Source organism: Kaistia soli DSM 19436, assembly GCF_900129325.1.
Taxonomy (GTDB): domain Bacteria; phylum Pseudomonadota; class Alphaproteobacteria; order Rhizobiales; family Kaistiaceae; genus Kaistia; species Kaistia soli.
The window spans coordinates 312,833-332,539 of record NZ_FQUP01000004.1 but is presented as its reverse complement, the minus strand read 5'-3'; the positions used below and the strand labels follow the sequence as shown (position 1 = coordinate 332,539).

The 19,707-nt window shown below is 66.8% G+C and carries 16 protein-coding genes; 8 read left to right on the top strand and 8 right to left on the bottom strand.

Translation table 11 applies throughout. The features are described 5' to 3' along the window. Positions 1–120 precede the first annotated feature (120 nt). From ade to BUB39_RS18255, 3 genes are read left to right on the top strand one after another with little or no spacing between them, the layout of a single operon-like run. Positions 121–1,833: an adenine deaminase gene (gene ade, locus BUB39_RS18265; protein WP_073056292.1), complete on the top strand. Its 1,713-nt coding sequence runs from the start codon at positions 121–123 to the stop codon at positions 1,831–1,833. 14 nt (positions 1,834–1,847) lie between these two features. Continuing rightward, positions 1,848–2,747: a carbohydrate kinase family protein gene (locus tag BUB39_RS18260; protein WP_073056281.1), complete on the top strand. Its 900-nt coding sequence runs from the start codon at positions 1,848–1,850 to the stop codon at positions 2,745–2,747. Between the two features lie 26 nt (positions 2,748–2,773). Further along, the gene (locus tag BUB39_RS18255) at positions 2,774–3,829 is read left to right on the top strand and encodes an ADP-ribosylglycohydrolase family protein (protein WP_073056279.1); all 1,056 of its coding nucleotides are present in this window, start codon (positions 2,774–2,776) and stop codon (positions 3,827–3,829) included. Between the two features lie 55 nt (positions 3,830–3,884). Here BUB39_RS18255 and BUB39_RS18250 read toward each other — a convergent pair whose 3' ends face one another. Beyond that, positions 3,885–4,148, bottom strand: coding sequence for a DUF2171 domain-containing protein (locus BUB39_RS18250; protein WP_073056277.1), 264 nt, complete (start codon positions 4,146–4,148; stop codon positions 3,885–3,887). 102 nt (positions 4,149–4,250) lie between these two features. Beyond that, positions 4,251–5,228, bottom strand: coding sequence for a phosphogluconate dehydrogenase (NAD(+)-dependent, decarboxylating) (gene gnd / locus BUB39_RS18245; RefSeq protein WP_073056275.1), 978 nt, complete (start codon positions 5,226–5,228; stop codon positions 4,251–4,253). Between the two features lie 137 nt (positions 5,229–5,365). On the opposite strand from gnd, the gene BUB39_RS18240 reads away from it, so the two are divergent. From BUB39_RS18240 to BUB39_RS18225, 4 genes are all read left to right on the top strand, one after another. Then, positions 5,366–6,619 (top strand): cation:proton antiporter, encoded by a 1,254-nt coding sequence (locus BUB39_RS18240; RefSeq protein ID WP_073056273.1) that lies wholly within the window; start codon positions 5,366–5,368, stop codon positions 6,617–6,619. A gap of 39 nt (positions 6,620–6,658) precedes the next feature. Beyond that, positions 6,659–7,501: a xylose isomerase gene (locus tag BUB39_RS18235; RefSeq protein ID WP_073056271.1), complete on the top strand. Its 843-nt coding sequence runs from the start codon at positions 6,659–6,661 to the stop codon at positions 7,499–7,501. A gap of 121 nt (positions 7,502–7,622) precedes the next feature. Beyond that, entirely contained in the window at positions 7,623–8,372 is a 750-nt protein-coding gene (locus BUB39_RS18230; RefSeq protein WP_139251531.1) for an alpha/beta fold hydrolase, read from the top strand. Between the two features lie 38 nt (positions 8,373–8,410). Continuing rightward, a complete protein-coding gene (locus BUB39_RS18225) occupies positions 8,411–9,454 on the top strand; it encodes an NAD-dependent epimerase/dehydratase family protein (protein WP_073056268.1) in 1,044 nt (347 codons plus the stop codon). Between the two features lie 12 nt (positions 9,455–9,466). Here BUB39_RS18225 and BUB39_RS18220 read toward each other — a convergent pair whose 3' ends face one another. From BUB39_RS18220 to BUB39_RS18195, 6 genes are all read right to left on the bottom strand, one after another. Beyond that, on the bottom strand, positions 9,467–10,759 hold the full coding sequence (locus tag BUB39_RS18220) for a flavin-containing monooxygenase (protein ID WP_073056266.1): 1,293 nt from the start codon (positions 10,757–10,759) through the stop codon (positions 9,467–9,469). Positions 10,760–10,821: 62 nt separating this feature from the next. Beyond that, positions 10,822–11,766: an ABC transporter permease gene (locus tag BUB39_RS18215; protein WP_073056264.1), complete on the bottom strand. Its 945-nt coding sequence runs from the start codon at positions 11,764–11,766 to the stop codon at positions 10,822–10,824. Then, the gene (locus BUB39_RS18210; protein WP_073056889.1) at positions 11,763–12,812 is read right to left on the bottom strand and encodes an ABC transporter permease; all 1,050 of its coding nucleotides are present in this window, start codon (positions 12,810–12,812) and stop codon (positions 11,763–11,765) included. Before BUB39_RS18210 ends, BUB39_RS18215 begins: the two co-directional genes overlap by 4 nt. Continuing rightward, the gene (locus tag BUB39_RS18205) at positions 12,812–14,317 is read right to left on the bottom strand and encodes an ABC transporter ATP-binding protein (RefSeq protein ID WP_073056262.1); all 1,506 of its coding nucleotides are present in this window, start codon (positions 14,315–14,317) and stop codon (positions 12,812–12,814) included. Before BUB39_RS18205 ends, BUB39_RS18210 begins: the two co-directional genes overlap by 1 nt. Beyond that, on the bottom strand, positions 14,314–15,750 hold the full coding sequence (locus tag BUB39_RS25815) for an amidase (RefSeq protein ID WP_244540299.1): 1,437 nt from the start codon (positions 15,748–15,750) through the stop codon (positions 14,314–14,316). The genes BUB39_RS18205 and BUB39_RS25815 overlap by 4 nt, the downstream gene beginning before the upstream one ends. A gap of 145 nt (positions 15,751–15,895) precedes the next feature. Next, positions 15,896–16,879, bottom strand: coding sequence for a BMP family protein (locus tag BUB39_RS18195; RefSeq protein WP_073056257.1), 984 nt, complete (start codon positions 16,877–16,879; stop codon positions 15,896–15,898). A 197-nt stretch (positions 16,880–17,076) separates the two neighbouring features. On the opposite strand from BUB39_RS18195, the gene treY reads away from it, so the two are divergent. Then, the gene (treY, locus tag BUB39_RS18190) at positions 17,077–19,680 is read left to right on the top strand and encodes a malto-oligosyltrehalose synthase (RefSeq protein ID WP_084527620.1); all 2,604 of its coding nucleotides are present in this window, start codon (positions 17,077–17,079) and stop codon (positions 19,678–19,680) included. Positions 19,681–19,707: the final 27 nt, after the last annotated feature.

Here is a 19,707-nt window from a genome sequence, read left to right as displayed (position 1 = left end):
TCTTCATCATTGGCATATTGTATGACATAGTCAACGCCCGTTCTTGGCCTCCGGTCGGCGGCGCTGGACAGGCGCGCTGGCTGCGTTACGGTCGGCGCCGCAACGGAGAACCGGATTGGCATGACGGACGCGGCCACACTGACGAGAATGATCAAGGCCGGGCAGGGTCAGGAGCCGGCCGACCTCGTCATCCGCGACGTCCGCATGCTCGATGTCGTCACGGGCGCGATCAGTGAGACCGACATCGCCATCGTCGCGGACCGGATCGTCGGGACGCATGGCCGCTATCAGGGGCAGACGGAGATCGACGGGCGCGGGCGGTTCTGTGTGCCGGGTTTCATCGACACGCATCTCCATGTCGAATCCTCGCTGGTGACGCCGCTCGAATTCGATCGCTGCGTACTGCCGCATGGCGTGACCACGGCGATCTGCGATCCGCACGAGATCGCCAATGTGCTGGGCGCGGCGGGCATCCGCTATTTTCTCGATTGCGCCGAGCAGACGGCGATGGACCTCCGCGTCAATCTCTCGTCCTGCGTCCCGGCTACGGCGTTCGAGACGGCCGGGGCGGAGCTGCTCATCGACGACCTCCTGCCGTTCGCCGATCATCCGAAGGTCATCGGGCTCGCTGAGTTCATGAATTTCCCGGGCGTGCTGGCTGCTGCGCCCGACGTCATCGCCAAGCTCGTCGCGTTCCAGGGCAAGCATATCGACGGCCATGCGCCGCTTTTGCGCGGCATGGCGCTCAACGGCTATCTCGCCGCGGGCATCCGCACCGACCATGAGGCGACGACCGCCGCTGAGGCGCGCGAGAAGCTCGCCAAGGGCATGGTGGTGCTGATCCGCGAGGGATCGGTCTCGAAGGATCTCGCGGCGCTCGCCGAGGTTCTCGATGAGAATTCATCGGCCTTCATGGCGCTCTGCACCGACGACCGCAATCCGCTCGATATCGCGGAGGAGGGGCATCTCGACGGATTGATCCGCATGCTGATCGCGCGCGGGCGGCCGCTGCACCATGTCTATCGTGCGGCGAGCTGGTCTGCCGCGCGCGCCTTCGGGCTGCATGATCGCGGGCTCGTAGCGCCCGGCTGGCGGGCCGATCTCGTCCTCGTCGACGATCTCGAAGCCTGCAGCGTATCCGATGTGGTTTCGGCCGGGCGGCTCGTTTCAGACGCGCTGTTCGAGGCGCGCGGCACGGTTTCGCCGGTCGGCTATGGGTCGGTCAAGGCGAACGAAGTCACGGCGGAGAGCTTCGCCATCTCGGGGCGGCGCGGCAACCAGGAAAGCCCGGTCATCGGCGTCACCGCCGGGCTGATCATCACGCGGCATGAGCGGGCAATCCTCCCGGTCGAGGACGGCAACAGCGTGCCCGATCTCGCCCGTGACATCGTCAAGGTCGCGGTGGTCGAGCGGCACGGCAAGAATGGCAATATCGGCCGCGGCTTCGTCACCGGCTTCGGGCTGAAGCGCGGGGCCATCGCCTCCTCGGTCGGGCATGACAGCCACAACATCACGGTCATCGGCGCCGACGACTCCGACATGGCCGTCGCAGTCAACCGGCTGCGGAAGACAGGCGGCGGTTTCGTCGTTGCCGCCGATGGCCGCGTCGTCGCCGAGCTGACGCTGCCGATCGCAGGCCTGATATCCGATCTACCCTTTGACGCGGTGCGGGGGGAATTGCATCACCTGCGCGAGGCGGCCTATGGGCTCGGCTGCACACTGCCCGAGCCTTTCCTGCAGATCGCCTTCCTGCCGCTGCCGGTCATTCCCCATCTCAAGATCACAGATCGCGGCATGTTCGACGTCGATCGCTTCGAACTGATCCCCGATTAGGACCCTGCCTGATTATGGCGCGTATCCACTGCCTCTCGACCGCCGACATGGACCGCGTGTTCGAGGTCGACCATCTGCCGGTCCATGACGAAAAGATGTTCGCGGCTGCCTTTCATGAAGGCGCAGGCGGGCAGGGCGTGTTCGTCGCTCGTGCGCTAGCCGCACTCGGCGCCGCCGTCACCTATCACGGCACAGTCGGCGACGATCCGACCGGCGCTGCGGTGGTGGCCGAGTTATCCGCCATTGCCGGACTTTCCGTCGAAATCGCGCGCCTTGCCGGCGTCGCGACGGGAAGCTGCGCCATTCTCGTCGATCGCACCGGCGAGAAAGCGCTCGTCCTGGCGCCGGCGGCACCCGAGCTCGGAGGTCGCCTCGGCGAGGGGCTCACCGTCGAGCCCGGCGATATCGTGACGCTCAACTTCTTCGATCCCGCGCAGATGGCGCGTGTGCTGGCGCGGGCCCGAGCCGGCGGTGCCACCACGATTGTCGATATCGAGGCGACGGGCATCAGCGTGTTTGGCTGGGAGGCGGCTCTCGCCGTCATGGCGGCGGCCGACATCGTGTGCTCCAACCAGACGACGCTCGACGCATGGTCGGCGCGCGAAGCGGTCACGGGCGCGTTGCTCGATCGCGCCGAACGCTTCGCCCGGGCGATCGCCATCTCCGGGCAGCGCGTCTGCGTCACGCTCGGCGCTGAGGGTGTTCTCGTGTTCGATGGTGCAGCGACCGAGCACATCCTGGCTGTGCCGGTGAAGCCGCTCAACACGACCGGCGCCGGCGACACCTTCCTCGCCGGGCTCGCCTTCGGCCTCCATCGGGGCGACAGCCTCTTTGCTGCCGCACGGCTCGCGACCCGCGTTGCGGCTGATTTCCTCGGCTTCGGCTCGGTCGATCGCGACCGCCTCGGCCTCTGATCCATTTCTCCAAGGAGCATCAACGCGTGACCGCCTCGCTCAATCTCGCCGAACGGATCGAACTCGTGCTGGCGGCTGCCTGCCTCGGCGATGCCCTCGGGGCGCCGCCGGAGGCGATGCACCCAGCCGAGATTCGCAAGGTCTTCGGTGGGCGCATCACGCATTTCGTGCCGGCGCCGCCGATGGCGCCGTTCTCGAACGGTGCCACTCCGGGATCTCTCACAGACGACGCGACGCAGCTCCTCGCGATGGCGCAGGTGATCATCGAAGCCGGCGGCCATCCGACGATCGAGCATGCGGCCAAGGCGCTGATCGCCTGGGCCGATGATCCGCGCGGCTTCGGCAAGTTTGCGGGTCCCTCGACGCAGGCCGCCATCGACCGGATGCGTGCGGGCGAGGATCCGCGTCTCGTCGCGACGCCGGCCCGCTATTCGGTCGCGGTGGGGACCACCAACGGCGCTGCGATGCGCGCGCCGGTCGCTGGCTGCATCCGCCCGGGCGATATCGACGGGGCCGTGGATGTCGCGGCGACACTCTCGGCGCCGACCCATAACACGCAGATCGCCTATGCCGGCGCCGGCGCGGTCGCGGCCGTCGTGGCGATCGGTCTTTCCGGCGGCGTGTCGCGAGCGGGCAAGACCCTGTCGCTTGCCGAGGCTGCCTTCGCGGGGGCCGAAGCGGGTGATCGCCTTGCCGCGACCCGCGGCCGCCTTGCGCCGGGGCCAAGCGTGTTCAGGCGGATGGAACTCGCGGTCGCGATCGGTGAGCGCTATCGCGGCGATATCGAGGCCTGCATGACCGAACTCGGCGCCGTGATCGGCGCGGGCCTTCCGATGGCGGAAGCCGTCCCCGCCGCCGTCGGCCTTGCCGTCGCTGTGGGACAAGACCCTTTCTCGGCCATCGTCGCCGCGGCCAATGAGGGCGCCGACAGCGACACGGTGGCGCTGATCTCGGGCGCGATGGTGGCTGCCTGGTCGGACAGCCTCAAGGCACCCGACGACATCATGGCGACACTCGAACTCGTCAACGGCATCGATCTCGGCGCGATCGCGGCCGATCTCGCCGCAGTTGCCAGTGCCTGAACAGCATTGGGCCCCACGCTCTCGCGAGCGCGGGGCCCAATGAAGCTTGCAGCGGCTACTGCTCGACCGAGCTGCCACCCTCTTCTTCTTCCAGCGTCACGGCGACGTCGGCATTGGCCGAGAGGCGGACCGTGCCGTTCTCGACGTCGGCGACGAGGCCGAGCGGAATGAAGTGGTGATGGCCGAGATGGTGGCCTTCGCCGCTGTCCTTCTTGACCAGCTTGATACGGTCGCCCTCGATCTTGTCGACGGTTCCGACATGAACGCCGTCGGCGCCGATGATGTCAGCGTGTTCCTGGATCTGCGTGGCAATGGCCATGACGTCTGCTCCTGTTGAGGACCTCTCAACGTGGCAGACGATGGAAGGATGCAAAGGCGCATCGACGGACGGCGACGAGGGCCGCCGTCCGTGAAGTCTCGCTTACTGCGGGATTTCGACGTGGCCGCCGAAGCCGAAGCGCATCGCCGAGAGCAGGCGGTCGGCATAGGTATGCTCCTCGCGCGAGCGGAAGCGGGCGAAGAGGGCGGTGGCGAGGACCGGGATCGGAACCGCTTCCTCAATGGCTGCCTCGACCGTCCAGCGGCCCTCGCCGCTGTCGGCGACCGAACCCGAATATTTCGCAAGCTCGGCGTCGCTGGCGAGCGCGAGCGCCGTCAGGTCGAGCAGCCAGGAGGAGATGACCGAGCCGCGCCGCCAGACCTCGGCGATGTCGGTCATGTCGAGGTCGTAGCGCTCCTCGGGCGGCAGATTGTTGGAATTCTTCATCTTCAGCACGTCGAAGCCTTCGGCATAGGCCTGCATCATGCCGTATTCGATGCCGTTGTGGACCATCTTGACGAAGTGGCCGGCGCCGGCGGGGCCGGCATGGATGTAGCCGTGCTCGGCGCGGTCGTCGGTCTTGGTGCGGCCGGCCGTGCGCTCAATGGTTCCGAGGCCGGGGGCAAGCGTCGCGAAGATCGGGTCTAGGCGCATCACCTCGGCCGCGTCGCCGCCGATCATCATGCAATAGCCGCGCTCGAGGCCCCAGACGCCGCCGGACGTGCCGACGTCAATATAGTTAAGTCCCTTCTCGGCCAGCGCTTTCGCGCGGCGGATGTCGTCCTTGTAGAAGCTGTTGCCGCCGTCGATCAGCGTATCGCCGGGCGCGAGCATGGCTGCGAGCGCGGTGATCGTGTCCTCCGTCGGCGCGCCGGCCGGGAGCATGACCCAGATCGCGCATGGCTTGGCGAGCTTGGCGACGAGATCCTCGAGGCTCGATGCGCCGGTAGCGCCGGCCGAAACGGACGCCTTGACCGCGTCGGTGCTGCGGTCATAGACGACGGTCGTGTGGCCGCCGTCCATCAGGCGCTTGGCGATATTGCCGCCCATCCGGCCCAATCCGATGATCCCAAGCTGCATAGGTCCGTTCCCTCTCAAAACATCGATGATCGACGTGTTTCCAACAGGAGTAGAGCAAATTTCTTGACGGGATGTGACGACTTCGTACGCGCCATGCTAGCAAACGCGGCGCGAAGCGGGGACGCCAGGGGAGCGGCATGCTGACGAGTTTCGATTATATTTCGCTGCTCTTCGTCTTGGCTGCCGGTATCGGCCTGATCAATGAGCGGTTCGGCCGCCTGCCGCGGGTGATCGCGCTGCTGATCGGATCGCTCGTCGTCTCGTTCGGCATGATCGCCGCCTCCTGGCTGACGCCGCACATCCATGTCGCCGCGCGCACCGGCGCCCGCCTCGCCAATGCTGACCTGTCTGATGTCCTGCTCGACGGTGTCCTGGCGCTGCTCCTCTTCGCCACCAGCCTGACGACGGATGCCGCCGGGTTGCGGCGGCGCGCGCGGCCCATCTTCCTGCTGGTGACCTTCGGCGTGGTCATCGCGATGGTGATCTTCGCCTTCGGCATCCAAGCGGTGCTCGCTTATGCGGGCTTCTCCGTGCCGCTCGCCTGGTGCCTGGTGCTCGGCGCCATTCTCGCGCCGACCGACGCCGTTGCCGTCGAGCAACTGCTCGCCAAGGTGAAGATGCCGTCCGAGATCCGCGATCTCATCACCGGCGAGAGCCTCTTCAACGATGGCGCCGCCGTCGTGCTGTATTTCGCAGCGCTGGCCACGGCGACGGGCGACGAAGCCGTTGTCGGCCATGGCCGCCTGTTGTTGACATTCCTCGTCGATGGCGGCGGCGGCGCGCTGCTCGGCTTCGCGACCGGGCTCGTCGCGCGCTTCGCCATGCAACACATCCGCGAGGAACATCTCGTCGTCACGATCTCGCTGGCGCTCGTCTTCGCGACCTATCGCATGGCGGCGCTGCTCGAACTGTCAGGGCCGATCGCGGTCGTCGTGGCGGGACTGACGCTCAGCCATTTCCAGGCCAAGCGCGATCTCGATGCCATCTGGCGGCGCCGGATCCACGACTTCTGGTCGATGGTCGACGAGATCGTCAACACGCTGCTGTTCATGCTGATGGGGTTCGAGATCCTGGAGATACCGATCGGGGCAGCCGGGTTCTGGCCGGTCCTCGCCGCGATCCCGCTCTCGATCCTGGCGCGCTTCGTCAGCGTTGCCGTGCCGCTCGCTCTCGGACACCGGCCGCATGGCGAAACCGCGCGCGCCGTGGGCGTGCTGACCTGGACCGGACTTCGCGGCGGCATCTCGATCGCGCTGGTGCTGGCCTTGCCAGACAGCCCGTATCGCGAGACGCTGACCGCCATCTGCTACACGGTCGTGATCTTCTCCGTCATCGTGCAGGGGTTGTCGACGCCGGCCGTCGTGCGACGCGTGCTGCGGGCGAGGAACTGAAGGCGGCAGCAGGACGAAGACCCTGGGGAGGGGACGAGAATGCAGAAACTGATCGTGTTGCAGTCGCTCTGGGCGATGGAGCGGCGGCAGACCGACGGGCTCGAGCGCTCGCTTGAGAAGAATGTCGAGATGATCATCGAGGCGCGCTATGACGGCGTCTCGACCGACTGGCGTGACCGGGACCGCTCGAAGCGGATCGCGGCGATGCTGAAGCCGCATGGCATGGTCGCGGAAGGGCAGTGTTTCCCGCAGACCATCGACGATCTCAAGCCGGTGCTCGAGATCGCGACCGAGACCGGACTGCATCATCTCGATATCCAGCCGGATGTTCGCCCGCGGACGGTCGCGGAATGCGTGCCGCTGATCGAGGGGTGGATGCGTCTCGCGGAAGAGGTCGACTTTCCAGTCTATATCGAGACGCATCGCGACCGGATGACGACCGACCTCTATTTCGTGCTCGATCTGCTCGACCGCTTTCCAGATCTGAAGCTTTTGGCCGATCTCTCGCATTTCCTGGTCGGGCGCGAATTCGCCGATCCGGTCAGCGCGGAGAACCACGCTTATATCCACCGCGTTCTCGACAATTCATGGGCTCTGCACGGCCGCGTCGCTAGCCGAGAGCAGGTTCAGATCGAGATATCATTCCCGCATCACCGCAAATGGCTCGACCTCTTCCTCGGCTGGTGGGACTACGGCATGCGCTCATGGCGACGCCGCTCGGCCGACAACGCGGAACTATCCTTCGTCTGCGAGCTTGGACCTCAGCCCTATGCGATCGCCGGCCCGGACGGCAATGATCTGTCCGACCGCTGGAGCGATGCGCTGATGATGCGCGAGGAGGTTACGGCACTTTGGGACAGGATCATGCGCGAAACGGCCTGAGCAGCAGGCTCTGCCCCGGCAAGACCTTCACGCCGCCCTGCTTGCACCTCTTCACCGGCTATCGTTATCTTAACTGTCGAATCACGGCTGCGTGGGAGGGAACGCTTCGGTGGTGAAGAGCATGCGTTTGCCAATTCTTGTCCTCTTCGGCGCCCTCCTGGCGCTTTTTCAGCCCCTCGCCGCCACAGCAAATCCCTTGCCGCAGTCCGCGGGCGCTGCTGTGCCCGAGGCGAAGGTTCAAAAGGCCTCGACTGCGCCACGCGCGACGCAAAAGCGCGTCGGCAAATCTGCGCAGCCGACGGTCCCGACCCACGCCGCGAGCGTTTATCTCATCCGCGGCTTTCTGGGCGTCTTCTCGCTTGGCATGGACCGCCTCAATGCCAGCCTCAAGGCTCAGGGCGTGAAGACGCGCATCCTCGGTCATACCGGCTGGCCGAGCGTCGTCGCCGACATCACGGCCGAGGCGGCGCTTCATCCGGACAAGAGGGCGCCGATTGTGATCATCGGCCATTCTCTCGGCGGCAACGCCGCGCTTCAGGCGTCCTATGTGCTCGGCCAGCATGGCGTGCCGGTGGATCTCGTCGTCACCGTCGATCCGACCTCGTCGCGACCGATCTCCGACAAGGTCAAGCGCTACCTCAATATCTACATGGCCAATGACGGGCTCGGTGCGGCGCTGGCCGCCAAGGGCACCGGCGTTGACAACGACAATATCCGCGACAATCCCGATCTCAACCGGCCCGGCGTCAATCACTTCACGATGGACGAGAATCCCATCGTGCAGCAGCAGATCATGACGGCCGTGCTGAAGGCGCTCGGCCGCAAGGCGCCGGCAAGCAAGTCCCCAGCCAGCAAGTCTTCGGCAAAATGACGAGGCGTCGTCCTCCCACGCCGCTGGGGACCGATCGCTTGAGCGATCCGGGGGACCACTGGCCCAGGCGCGTCGTGGTGACCGGTGCCGGCGGGCATCTCGGCGGTTGGATCGTCTCGATCCTGGCCTCCGGCGGCGTGAACGTAACCGCAACGGCAGGTCCAGGCGAGGATCCGCAGCGCCTCGCGGCCGAATTCATCGCGTCCGGTGTCCAGCCGGCTCGCCTCAGGGTCGTTGCCTGCGATCTGCTTGATAAGCCCTGCTGGACCGAGATCATGGCCGGTCAGGACGCGCTCATTCATGTTGCGGCGCCGATGCCGCATGTGCTGACAGAGGATGCGGCGCCGCTCGTCGCCTGTGCCCGCGAGGGCTCGCGCCGGGTGGTCGAGGCGGCGGCTGCGGCGGGCATTCGCCGCATGGTGATGACCTCATCCATCATGGCCGCGCTCTATAGCGCGGACCGCCCCGACGCGCGCGTCGTCACCGAGGCCGATTGGTCAACGCCTGGCCGGGCGCCGATGACCGTCTATGCGGAGGCCAAGACGGTGGCGGAGCGCACGGTGTGGGAGGTCGCAGCTGCGCGGGGCCTCGCCACGACGGTGATCAATCCCGGAATCATCTTCGGACCGGGCCTCACCTCTTCAATTTCGCCTTCGCTCAACATCTTCCGCGAGATACTGCTCGGCCGCGCCATCGTCGCGCCGCGCATCCTGCTGCCGCTCGTCGATGTCCGCGACGTCGCCTGGCTGCATGTCGCCGCGCTGCTCTCGGACGCAGCGGTCGGCGAGCGCATCTTCGCCGTCGCCGACCAGCTTTGGCTCGCCGATCTGATCGCCTGCATCCGGGCCAGCGGCTTCGAACAACTGCCGGTTCCCCGGCCGATCGACGATGAGCGCGCGCGGCGGCTCGCCGACAGCTTCTCAATCCTCAGCTATCTCCGCTTCGATATCGGCGAGGAGCGCTGGATCGGCAGGGGCAAGGCCGAGGCGCTGCTGAAGCTGCGCTGGCGCCCGGTGGAGGAGACGATCGTCGAAACGGCGCGGTCCCTGTCGGGCCGCGCTGATGCCCGACATGCTGCCTGAAGCGCCCGAGGTTTAGGCCGCACGGGCCTCCGCGAGTTCCTTCCGCAGCGCCTTTTCGAAATCATAGACGTCGATCTCGATCGCGTGGCGCGGCGTGCGCTCGAATTGCCAGTGCGGATGGGCGGTCTCATGGGTGATGCGGCGTTCGAGATCGGCCGGGCGCGCCAGGCGGCCGGTCGCCTGCAGAGCGACGATGCGCGCCTGCAGTTCGGCGAGCGGCCAGATGCAGCCGATCGGCTGGAACAGGCCGACGAAATCGAGCGTCGGGAAGGCCTCCGGCATCATCTTCAGATAGAGCGGAACGTCGAGCGCCTCGGTGAAATCGAAGAGGTCCGGGTCGAAGAAGGGGAAGCGGGTGCGATAGCCGGTGGCGAAGATCACCGTGTCGAAGGTCTCGAGGCTGCCATCGGCAAACCGCACATTCGGGCCCTCGAAACCGGCCACGCCCGGCCGCGTCGCGACCGTCCCGTGGCGCAACCGATCGAGCAGCTCCGAATTCAGCGTCGGATGCATTTCGAGCACGCGCCGTTCCGGCTCCGGCAGGCCGTAGCGCTTGTAGGGGCCGATGACCAGCTTCAGCATCAGCGCGAGCAGGCGCTGGCGCGGCCATTTCGGCAGATGACGCAGGCGGCGATAGGCGACGTCGACGGGCATGCCGAGCACGATCTTCGGCACGATGTGATAGCCGCGGCGGAAACTGATGGCCGTCCGGTTGGCGACCCGTGACAGGGCGACGGCGATATCGCAGGCGGAATTGCCGCCACCCACGACGAGCACGCGCTGATCGCGGAAGGGCTCGGCGCGGCGATAGTCATGCGCATGCATCACGCGGCCGTCGAACGCGCCCGGCGTTTCGGGAATCAGGGGGTCCCAGTGATGGCCCGAGCAGACAACGAGGCGATCGAAACTCTCCTCGCTGCGGCCGTCGGGTCCCTCCAGCGACAGTCGCCAACGGTTCTCGGGCAGGGGCGCGGCATGGAGGACGCGGGTTCCGAAGCGGATGAAACGCGCGAGACCGAAATGCGCGGCATAGGCCTCGAAATAGGCCAGCATCTGCTTGTGCGAGGGGAAGTCGGGGTAGTCGGCCGGCATCGCGAAATCGGAATATTGCGACAGCCGCTTCGAGGAGATGATGTGCGTCGTCTCATAGACGCTGGCATGGCCGGTGGTGTCGCGAAACACCCAGTTGCCGCCCAGCTCCGGCTGCGCCTCGAAACAGGTGATATCCGTCAGCCCGGCATCGGCCAGCGTCTTGACGGTCGCGAGGCCCGATGGACCGGCGCCGATGACGGCGATTTTCGGCATGGCAGTGCTCCCTCCCAAGAGCGACGTGCGTGCTGAGGGCTTCGCGTGTCTCCAGGCCGATGTCAACGCTCGCCGCGGCGGAAGGGCTGCATCAGCGCCTGCGGCACGCGGGCCCGCCGCGCCATGACGAGCAGCGCCAGGATCGACATGATGTAGGGGATCATCAGGAAGAGCTGGTAGGGGATCGCCTTGCCGACGACATGCTGCAGGCGAAGCTGATAGGCATCGAAGAGCGCAAAGAGCAGCGCGCCGCCGAGCGCCCGTTCCGGCCGCCACGAGGCGAATACCACCAGCGCGATGCAGACCCAGCCACGGCCCTGCACCATGGTCGGGAAGAACGAATTGAACGCTGCGAGCGTCAGGAAGGCGCCGCCCATGGCCATCAGCGCGCTGCCGAACACCACGGCACCGATGCGGACCCGGATCGGGTCGATGCCCTGCGCCTCGGCTGCATGGGGATTTTCGCCGACGATGCGGATGGCGAGCCCAAGCGGCGTGCGCGCCAGCGCATAGGCGATGACGAGGGCCAGCGCGATGGCGAGATAGGTCGGAGCCGTCTGGCTGAACACAGCCTCGCCGAGAAACGGCAGATCGGACAGCACGGGGATCTTGATCACTTGGAACGGCACGATGGTCGGCGGCGAGCCGGACACCGGGATTGCGAGGCGGAAGATGAAATAGGAGAGGCTGGACGCGAACAGCGTGATGCCGAGCCCGGTTACATGCTGCGACAGGCCGAGCGGCACCGTGAGCGCGGCATGCAGAAGGCCGAAGACCGCGCCGGAGAGGGCGGCGACGGCGAGGCCGAGCCAGAGATCGCCGCCATGATAGACCGTCATCCAGCCGATCATCGCGCCGAAGGTCATGATGCCCTCGATGCCGAGATTGAGCACGCCCGCTCGCTCCGAGATCAGCGCGCCGAGCGTGCCGAAGATCAGCGGCGTCGCGATGCGCAGGACCGCTGCCCAAAGGCCGGCCGAGGCGAAGATGTCGAGCGCGTCCATCATCGGCGGATCCGGTAATTGGCGAGCGAGAGCGCGACCAGCATCGCGAGCAGGGACATCGCCACGATCACATCGGCGATGAAGCTCGGCACGCCAAGCGCGCGGCTCATCGAATCCGCGCCGACGAACATCGTGGCGACGAAGAGCGCGGCGAAGACGACGCCGATAGGGTTGAGCGCCGCCAGCATGGCGACGACGATGCCGGTATAGCCAAAGCCGGGCGAGAGGTCGGTAGTGACGTAGGCCTTGACGCCGAGCACCTCGATGGCGCCGGCAAGGCCCGCGAGGCCGCCCGAAATGCAGGCGACCTTGACGAGAACACCGGTCAGCGAAACGCCGGCGAAGCGGGCCGCCGCCGGATTGAGGCCCGCCGCGCGGCTCTCCATCCCGAAGACGGTCCGCGCCTGAACGAGCGCGATGACGACGGCCAGGCCGATCGCCACCAGCAATCCGACATGCAGCCGCGTCCGCGCCACAAGCTTTGGCAGCATGGCATCGGCGACGACCGGCACCGATTGCGGCCAGCCGAAAGCGAGTGGATCCTTCAGCGCGCCCTCGATCATCATCGAGACGAACAACAGCGCGACGAAATTGAGCAGCAGCGTCGTGACGACTTCATCGACGCCGAAGCGAAGGCGGAGCGCGAGCGGTCCGAGCAGCAGCAGCGCGCCCGCGACGGCGCCGGCCAGCATCAGCGCGGGGATCAGCAGCACAGGCGGCAGATGCAGCCCATGCTGCGAGCCGAGCGCTGCGGCGGCGAGCGCGCCGACGAGGAACTGGCCCTCGGCGCCGATGTTCCACAGCCGCGCGCGGAACGCGACAGCGGCAGCAAGGCCGGTCAGGATCAGCGGCGCGGTCCGCGTCAGCGTCTCGGTGATGGCGAGGCGCGAGCCGAAGGCGCCGATCAGCATGCGCCGATAGGCTTCGAGCACCGGGGCTCCCGCGATGGCGATGAGAATGCCGGCGAAGGCGAGGGCGACGAGGACAGCGGCGATCGGCGCGGCGAGGCGCAGGCCGAACGGCACATGGGTGCGGCGCTCGAAGCGGATCACGCCGCATCCTCCCAGCTTCCCGCCATCATCAGTCCGAGACGGCGCGGATCGGCCTGCTCGACCGGGATCGCCGGCGAAAGCCTGCCCTTGACGATCGCCTGGACGCGATCGGCAAGCGCCAGGATCTCGTCGAGATCCTCGGAGATGAGCAGGACGGCCGTTCCCGCCCGGCGCGCGGCGAGGATCTCGCCGTGAACTGCGGCAACAGCGCCCTCGTCGAGGCCGCGCGTCGGCTGGGCGGCGATCAGGATGCGCGGGCTCTCCGCGAGATTGCGGCCGAGGATCAGCTTCTGCATGTTGCCGCCCGAGAGGAGGCGGATCGGGCTGTCCTCTGAGCCGCCACGCACATCGAAGCGCTCGATGATCTCGCGCGCGAAGGCGCGGCCGGCGGCGCGGCGAACCAGCCCACCGGCGGAGAAACGAGGCTCGCGTACCCGTTCGAGCACGGCATTTTCCCAAACCGCCATCTCGCCGACGGCGCCGTCGGCGTGGCGGTCCTCCGGGATGCGGCCAATGCCGGCGGCGACGAAGCCACGCGGGGAGGGGCGCGGCGCTGGGGCGCCATAGAGTTCCAGCTGTCCGGCGGTCGGCCGCTCGAGGCCGGAGACGAGGCGGACGAGCGTGTGCTGGCCATTGCCGGAGACGCCGATGATGCCGAGCGTCTCGCCCGCGCGGACCTCGAAATCGATCGCCTTCAGAGTCGTGCCGACATCGATGCCCGAGGCCCTGAGCGCGATGGCGCCTGGCGCCTGGCTTTCCCGGTGGGGGCGTGCGACGCGGCGGCCGACCATCAGCTCGGCGAGTTCATCCTTGGTGGTCTCGCTGGCGCGCCGCTCCGCCACGACCTTGCCGCCGCGCAGGACGGTGACGCGGTCGGCCGCGGCCAGCACCTCATGCAGCTTGTGCGAGATGAAGATGATCGAAAGTCCGAGCTCGGCCATGCCGCGCAGCGTCCGATAGAGCTGCTCTGCCTCCTGATGCGTCAGGACGGCGGTCGGCTCGTCGAGGATCAGCACCTTGGCGTCGCGATAGAGCGATTTGAGGATCTCGACCCGTTGCCGCTCGCCGACCGAGAGATCGCCGACGCGGGCATCGGGATGCACTGCGAGGCCGAATTTCGCCGAGAGCGCCGCAAGCCTCGTTCGCGCTGCGGCGCTGCCAAGGCCGAGCGCGCCGAGCGGCCGCGTGCCGGCGATGACGTTTTCAAGCACGGTCAGGTTGGCGGCGAGCGCGAAATGCTGATGCACCATGCCGATGCCGGCCTCGATCGCGGCGCGGGGCTTTCCCGGCGGCAACTCGCGGCTAAAGGCGATCACCCGCCCCGCATCGGCCGTGTAGTGGCCGAAAAGGATGTTCATCAGCGTCGTCTTGCCGGCGCCGTTCTCGCCGAGAAGGGCGAGCAATTCGCCCTGCCGCAGTTCCAGCGTGATGTCGTCATTAGCGGTGAGCGCCCCGAAGCGCTTGGTGATCCCTTCAAGGCGAAGGACGACAGGGACGTTCACGAGGGAAGACCCGCGATGGTCGTGCGATAGGACCAGGGCACGGCCCGTTGCAGGACGCGGGCGAGGCGGAGCAGCAGCCCGTCGCTCGCCATCGGCCCGATCAACTGGATGGGCAGCGACAGCCCTGCGCCGTCGGTGCCATGGGGCAGGGAGAGCGCAGGCGTCCCCGCGACATTGGCGAGCATCGCATAGGGCGCGAAATCGCTCATCCGCCGCCATTGCAGTTCGACATCGTCGTGATCGAAGGGGAAGGCGCCGATCGGCAGTGGCGGTCCCGACAGCATCGGCGTCAGCACGATGTCGACTTCGTCGAACAGCCGCCACAGCGCATGCGCCACGCGCACGGCAGTCGACTCCGCTGCCTGATAATCGCGAGCGGTCATCGCAAGCCCGCGCCGCGCCACGGCGGCGGTGAGCCGCTCGACCTTCGAAAGGTCGGGCATGTTGCGGGCGAGATTGGTGCAGATGATCCGGTCGAAGACCATCTCGGAATCGGCGAGAAGGGGCGCCAGGCGGGCGGGATCGAGTGTGACGAGCGTGTGGCCGGCGCGGCCAAGCACCTCGCCGGCATGCGCGACAGCCTCGCGGCGTGCTGGCTCGATCGCTCGGCCCTCGGCGACATCGAGGACGATGCCGATCCGCAAGGGCGTCACGGCTTCGTCGAGCCGCCCGGAGAGCGGCAGATCGAGATCGGGATCGGGGAAATAGCCTTCGCCGCTGCCGGAGAAATGCTCCAGCGCGAGCGCGGTGTCTCTAAGTGACCTGGAGACGACGAGTTCGGCTGCGATGCCGCCGATATGATTGCCGAAATCCGGGCCGCCGGGCATGGCGCCGCGTGTCGGCTTGAGGCCGACGAGGCCGCAGCACGCGGCCGGGACGCGCGTCGAACCGCCTGCATCGGTGGCGTGGGCGAGCGCGACGATGCCGGCCGCGACCGCGGCTGCCGCGCCGCCCGACGAGCCGCCGGGCGTCAGCGCCGGATCGAGCGGATTGCGCGCGACCGGGCCGATGGCCGGCTCGCTCGACAGCGAGAGGCCGAATTCGGGCACGGTGGTGACGCCGAAGGGCACGAGGCCGCCGGCCTTGAAGCGGCGCGCGAGCTCCGCGTCCTCTGCCGGCGGGATCGAAGGCAGCGCTGCGGAGGCGCAGACGACCGGCAGTCCTGCCGCCGCGGCGCCGAGGTCTTTCATGAGAAACGGGACGCCGGTGAACGGCTTCAGGCGGAAATATTTCGGCCGTCGTTTCAGGCCGGCGTCGATGGCGGCGGCACCCTCGCGTCCAAGATCAGCCGCGAGAAACGAGATCGCGCCCAGCGACTGCAGCTCGACTTGACGGTCGAGCGCTTCATCCATGGCGGCTCCCGCTGTGGTGGCGCCTGTGCGGATCGCATCCGCGAGCGCGGCGCCGTCGGCGGGTTCAGACGATTCTGTCACGGCTGGCGTTCCATGCATTTAAGGATGTCATTGCCGGGGCTCGATCCGGCAATCCAGCCTTTTTGAGGCTCGGTCTGAACGCCGCCGATGGACGCAAGACTGGATTGCCGGATCGAGCCCCGGCAATGACAGTGTGGTCACATCCTCAGGTCGGCTCGGCTGGATCGACGGGTACGGTGAAGGTGCCGTCCTTGATCGCCTTGCGCTTGGCTTCCATCGCCGGGACCGAATCCTTGATCACCATGCTCTCAGTGAAGACGATGTCGTTGCCGCCTTCCTTCATGTAGGAGAACGGGCTGTAATCCTTGCCGGTCTTGGCGCCGGCCTGCGTGTCCTTGATGGCGGCGTCGAGGATCGGCCGGAAATACCACATCGCATTCGCGAAGACGGTTTCGGGATAGCGCGGCGTGTAGTCGATCAGCGAGCCAACCGACTTGATGCCCTTCTCCTTGGCAGCGTCGGCGGTGCCGATGCGCTCGCCGAACAGGATGTCGGCGCCGGCATCGATCTGCGCGAGGCCGGATTCGCGGGCCTTGGGCGGATCGAAGAAGGTGCCGATAAAGCCGACCAGGAATTTCGCATCGGGGCGCACTTCCTTCACGCCGGAGCGGAAGGCGTTGATGAGAATGTTGACCTCGGGGATCGGGATGGCGCCGACCGCGCCGAAGGTGCCGGTCTTCGACATCGGCGCCGCGAGCATGCCGGCGAGATAGGCGGCCTCGTGGTTCCAGGTGCCGAACGTGCCGAAATTGTCGCCCGCCGGACCGCCTGACGAGCCCATCAGGAAGGCGGTGCCGGGATAATCGGCCGCGACCTGGCGCGCTTCCGTTTCGACGGCATAGGATTCGCCGACGATCAGCTTGTTGCCGGCCTCGGCATATTCGCGCATCGCGCGCGGATAGTCGGTGCCGGAAACGCCTTCCGAGAAGGTGTATTCGATCACGCCATCCTTGGCAGCGGCCTGAAGCGCCTCGTGCAGGCGCGAATTCCAGGCGTTCTCTACCGGCGAGGCGTGGATGCCGGCAACCTTCAGCTTCTCCGCGGCAAAGGAGGCGCGAGGAGCGGCGAGAGCGAGCGTGCCGGCGGCCGAGGCAAACAGGAAGCGGCGCCGTGAGATCGTGGTGGACATGACTGTTCCCCTCTGGAGCGCGCTGGGCGCACCGGCATGGCGCCGGTCTTTTGTCTGAGCGGTCAAATTCCATCTTTTGCCCAGTTAATTGTCAAGCCCATCGCCTGTGCAAAACCCTGGGCCTCGGGATTGCCGGCGCCAAAGGGGAACTGACGGCGCGCGCGTCTGTTGGGAGGGTGCAATCAGCGAGGGATTTCATGACGTCAAGGATGGAAGGGGCTCGGCCGGTGGACGGCGCGGCCAATGCCGGGCCGGACTTTGCCTCGCCTCTCGGGCTGGTCAGGGCGACCTATCGTGTCCAGTTCAATGCGGAATTCACCTTCGAAGACGCTGAGCGCCTGTCGCCCTATTTTTCCGCGCTCGGCATCAGCCATCTTTATGCTTCGCCGATTTTCCGCGCCCGCGCCGGTTCGGCGCATGGCTATGACATGGTGGATCCGACTGAGATCAGCGATGAACTTGGCGGTGAGGCCGGGTTTCGCAGCATGGCGGCGACCCTCGCCGCGAACGGTATCGGCATCATCCTCGACATCGTGCCGAACCACATGGCCGCGGACGGTGCCAACCCCTACTGGATCGACGTGCTCGAATTCGGCGCCGATGCCGTGTCTGCACCGATCTTCGATATCGATTTTTCCCGCCGGATCGCGCTGCCATGGCTCGGCGATGACGCTGCGGCGATCGAGAAGCTTGCCTATGACGAGGCCGCGGGCCGCGTCACCGCCATCGTTGCTGGCAACGCCGTTCCGCTGCGCCCCCGGTCGATAGCCGCTCTGCTCGACAGGGTCGGCGCGATGGAGGCTGCGTTGGCCTGGCGAGTTGTCGACCGTGGCAAGGCCGATCCAGAGGCGATCGATACGGCGCGCGTGGCGCTGAGGGCCGCCGCGGCTGCAATGTCGGATTCGTTCGAGCGCGCCCTCGACAAGGCTGATCTCAATGCTGTGCATGCCGAGCAGCATTGGCAGGCCGTGCCCTGGCGGCAGACGGAATCGCTCAACTATCGGCGCTTCTTCGAGGTCTCTCACCTTCTCGGCGTCTGCATCGAGGATGAGACGGTGTTCGAGATCGTTCACTGCCTGCCGCTGGCGCTGCTGCGCGAAGGGCTGGTGCAAGGCCTTCGCGTCGATCACGTTGATGGTCTCGCCGATCCCGCTGCCTATTGCGTCCAGCTGCGCGAGGCCACGGGCCCCGAGGCATTGATTCTCATCGAGAAGATCCTCGGCCACGACGAGGCCCTGCGGCCATGGCCCATCGACGGAACTACTGGTTACGAGCGGCTCAATCTCATCAACGAGGCCTTCGTCTCGGCGAACGGCCGCACGGCATTTCAATCCTATCTCGAGGCGCGCGGCTGGCTTTCCGGCAGCCCCCTCGCACGGATTGCAGCTGCAAAGACCGAGGTCGTCGAGAAGAGTTTCAAGCCGGAGCTTGCGCGTCTCCTTGAAAGCGCTGCCGCGATGCTCGGGGACGACGCTCCGGTTGCCAGTGTCCTCGAAGCGGCGGTCGTGGCGCTGCTCTCGGCGTTTCCGGTCTATCGGTCCTATCTCGTCGGTCTGCCTGCTTCGCCTGAAGACGACGCGCTCTGGCGCGAGGCCGAGGCGCGGGCCAAACGCGATGCGCCCGGCGTGGCTCCGGTCCTGGTGCGCCTCGTCGAAGCCGCACTCCGGGCGCCCGGGCTCGACGCCGCACGCTTCCGCCGCTTGTTCCAGCAACTTTCCGGGCCCGCGATGGCAAAAGGGTTCGAGGATACTGAACTCTATCGGAGCGTCGCGCTCGCCTCGGTGAACGAGGTCGGCTCCGATCTCGTGGCGCCGCCGCGGAGCGACGACGAGCTTCATGCAGCCTTCGCCGCCTTTGGGCCGAGGGGTCTGACGCCGCTTGCGACGCATGACACCAAGCGCGGCGCCGATACGCGGGCGCGCCTTAATCTTCTCTCGCATTTCCCTGAGCGCTGGATTCGACTCGTCGAGGGCTGGGAAGCGCAGCATGCAGACTTGAAGGCTGAAGCCGGGCCGGACGACCTTGATCTCTGGTTCATCTATCAGACGCTGTTCGCGGCCTGGCCGCTGCCGGTCGACCGGGCCCGCGGCTATTTCGAGAAGGCGATGCGCGAGGCAAAGCGGCATAGCGGCTGGACCGATCCGGACGAGACCTATGAGGCTGCGCTGCACGACTTCGTCGCGCTGCTGATCGCAGGCAGCGAGGGCGCGCCGTTCCGCGCAGAGCTCGAGGCTTTCCTCGCGGAAACCGCCCCTATCGCTGCAACGAACAGCCTGTCGCAGACCCTGCTGCAACTGACGCTGCCCGGCATTCCGGACATCTATCGCGGGACGGAACTCGCTGATTTCAGCCTTGTCGATCCCGACAATCGGCGTCCTGTCTCATGGGAGCGTCGCGAGGCGCTGCTGTCCTCGCCAGTTTCGGCCGTCCCTCCTATGGCGGAGGACGAGGAGCGAGCCGCGAAGCTCAGCGCAACACGCAGCCTGCTCGCGTTGCGTGCGCGCAATCCCGACATCTTCGCATCGCCCTACCAGGCGGAACGCGTCTCCGACGGCTGGTTTGCCTTCAGCCGGCGCGGCTCCGCCGCGGAACTCGTCGTCGCCGTGCCGCTGACGCCTGAGGCGATGGCATCCGAGAGTGTCGTGTTCAACGATCATCAGCTCAATGGCTCCTGGCGAAATCCCATGGGCGGCGACAGCGAGACGGCTGTTCAAGGCGGCCGCGTCCTTATCGACACAACCGTACCGGTGCTCGTCCTGACGAGGGCGATCGAAGGCGGCGCCACGGAACCTCGCCCGTGACCCTGAGTTGATCCCCGCCACTGGCGA

Coding starts and splice junctions, on each gene's coding strand:
- BUB39_RS18235 (WP_073056271.1), top strand. CDS start 6,659: ATGCAGAAACTGATCGTGTTGCAGTCGCTCTGGGCGATGGAGCGGCGG.
- gnd (WP_073056275.1), bottom strand. CDS start 5,228: ATGCAGCTTGGGATCATCGGATTGGGCCGGATGGGCGGCAATATCGCC.
- BUB39_RS18215 (WP_073056264.1), bottom strand. CDS start 11,766: ATGATGGACGCGCTCGACATCTTCGCCTCGGCCGGCCTTTGGGCAGCG.
- BUB39_RS18230 (WP_139251531.1), top strand. CDS start 7,623: ATGCGTTTGCCAATTCTTGTCCTCTTCGGCGCCCTCCTGGCGCTTTTT.
- treY (WP_084527620.1), top strand. CDS start 17,077: ATGACGTCAAGGATGGAAGGGGCTCGGCCGGTGGACGGCGCGGCCAAT.
- BUB39_RS18250 (WP_073056277.1), bottom strand. CDS start 4,148: ATGGCCATTGCCACGCAGATCCAGGAACACGCTGACATCATCGGCGCC.
- BUB39_RS18195 (WP_073056257.1), bottom strand. CDS start 16,879: ATGTCCACCACGATCTCACGGCGCCGCTTCCTGTTTGCCTCGGCCGCC.
- ade (WP_073056292.1), top strand. CDS start 121: ATGACGGACGCGGCCACACTGACGAGAATGATCAAGGCCGGGCAGGGT.
- BUB39_RS18260 (WP_073056281.1), top strand. CDS start 1,848: ATGGCGCGTATCCACTGCCTCTCGACCGCCGACATGGACCGCGTGTTC.
- BUB39_RS18220 (WP_073056266.1), bottom strand. CDS start 10,759: ATGCCGAAAATCGCCGTCATCGGCGCCGGTCCATCGGGCCTCGCGACC.
- BUB39_RS18240 (WP_073056273.1), top strand. CDS start 5,366: ATGCTGACGAGTTTCGATTATATTTCGCTGCTCTTCGTCTTGGCTGCC.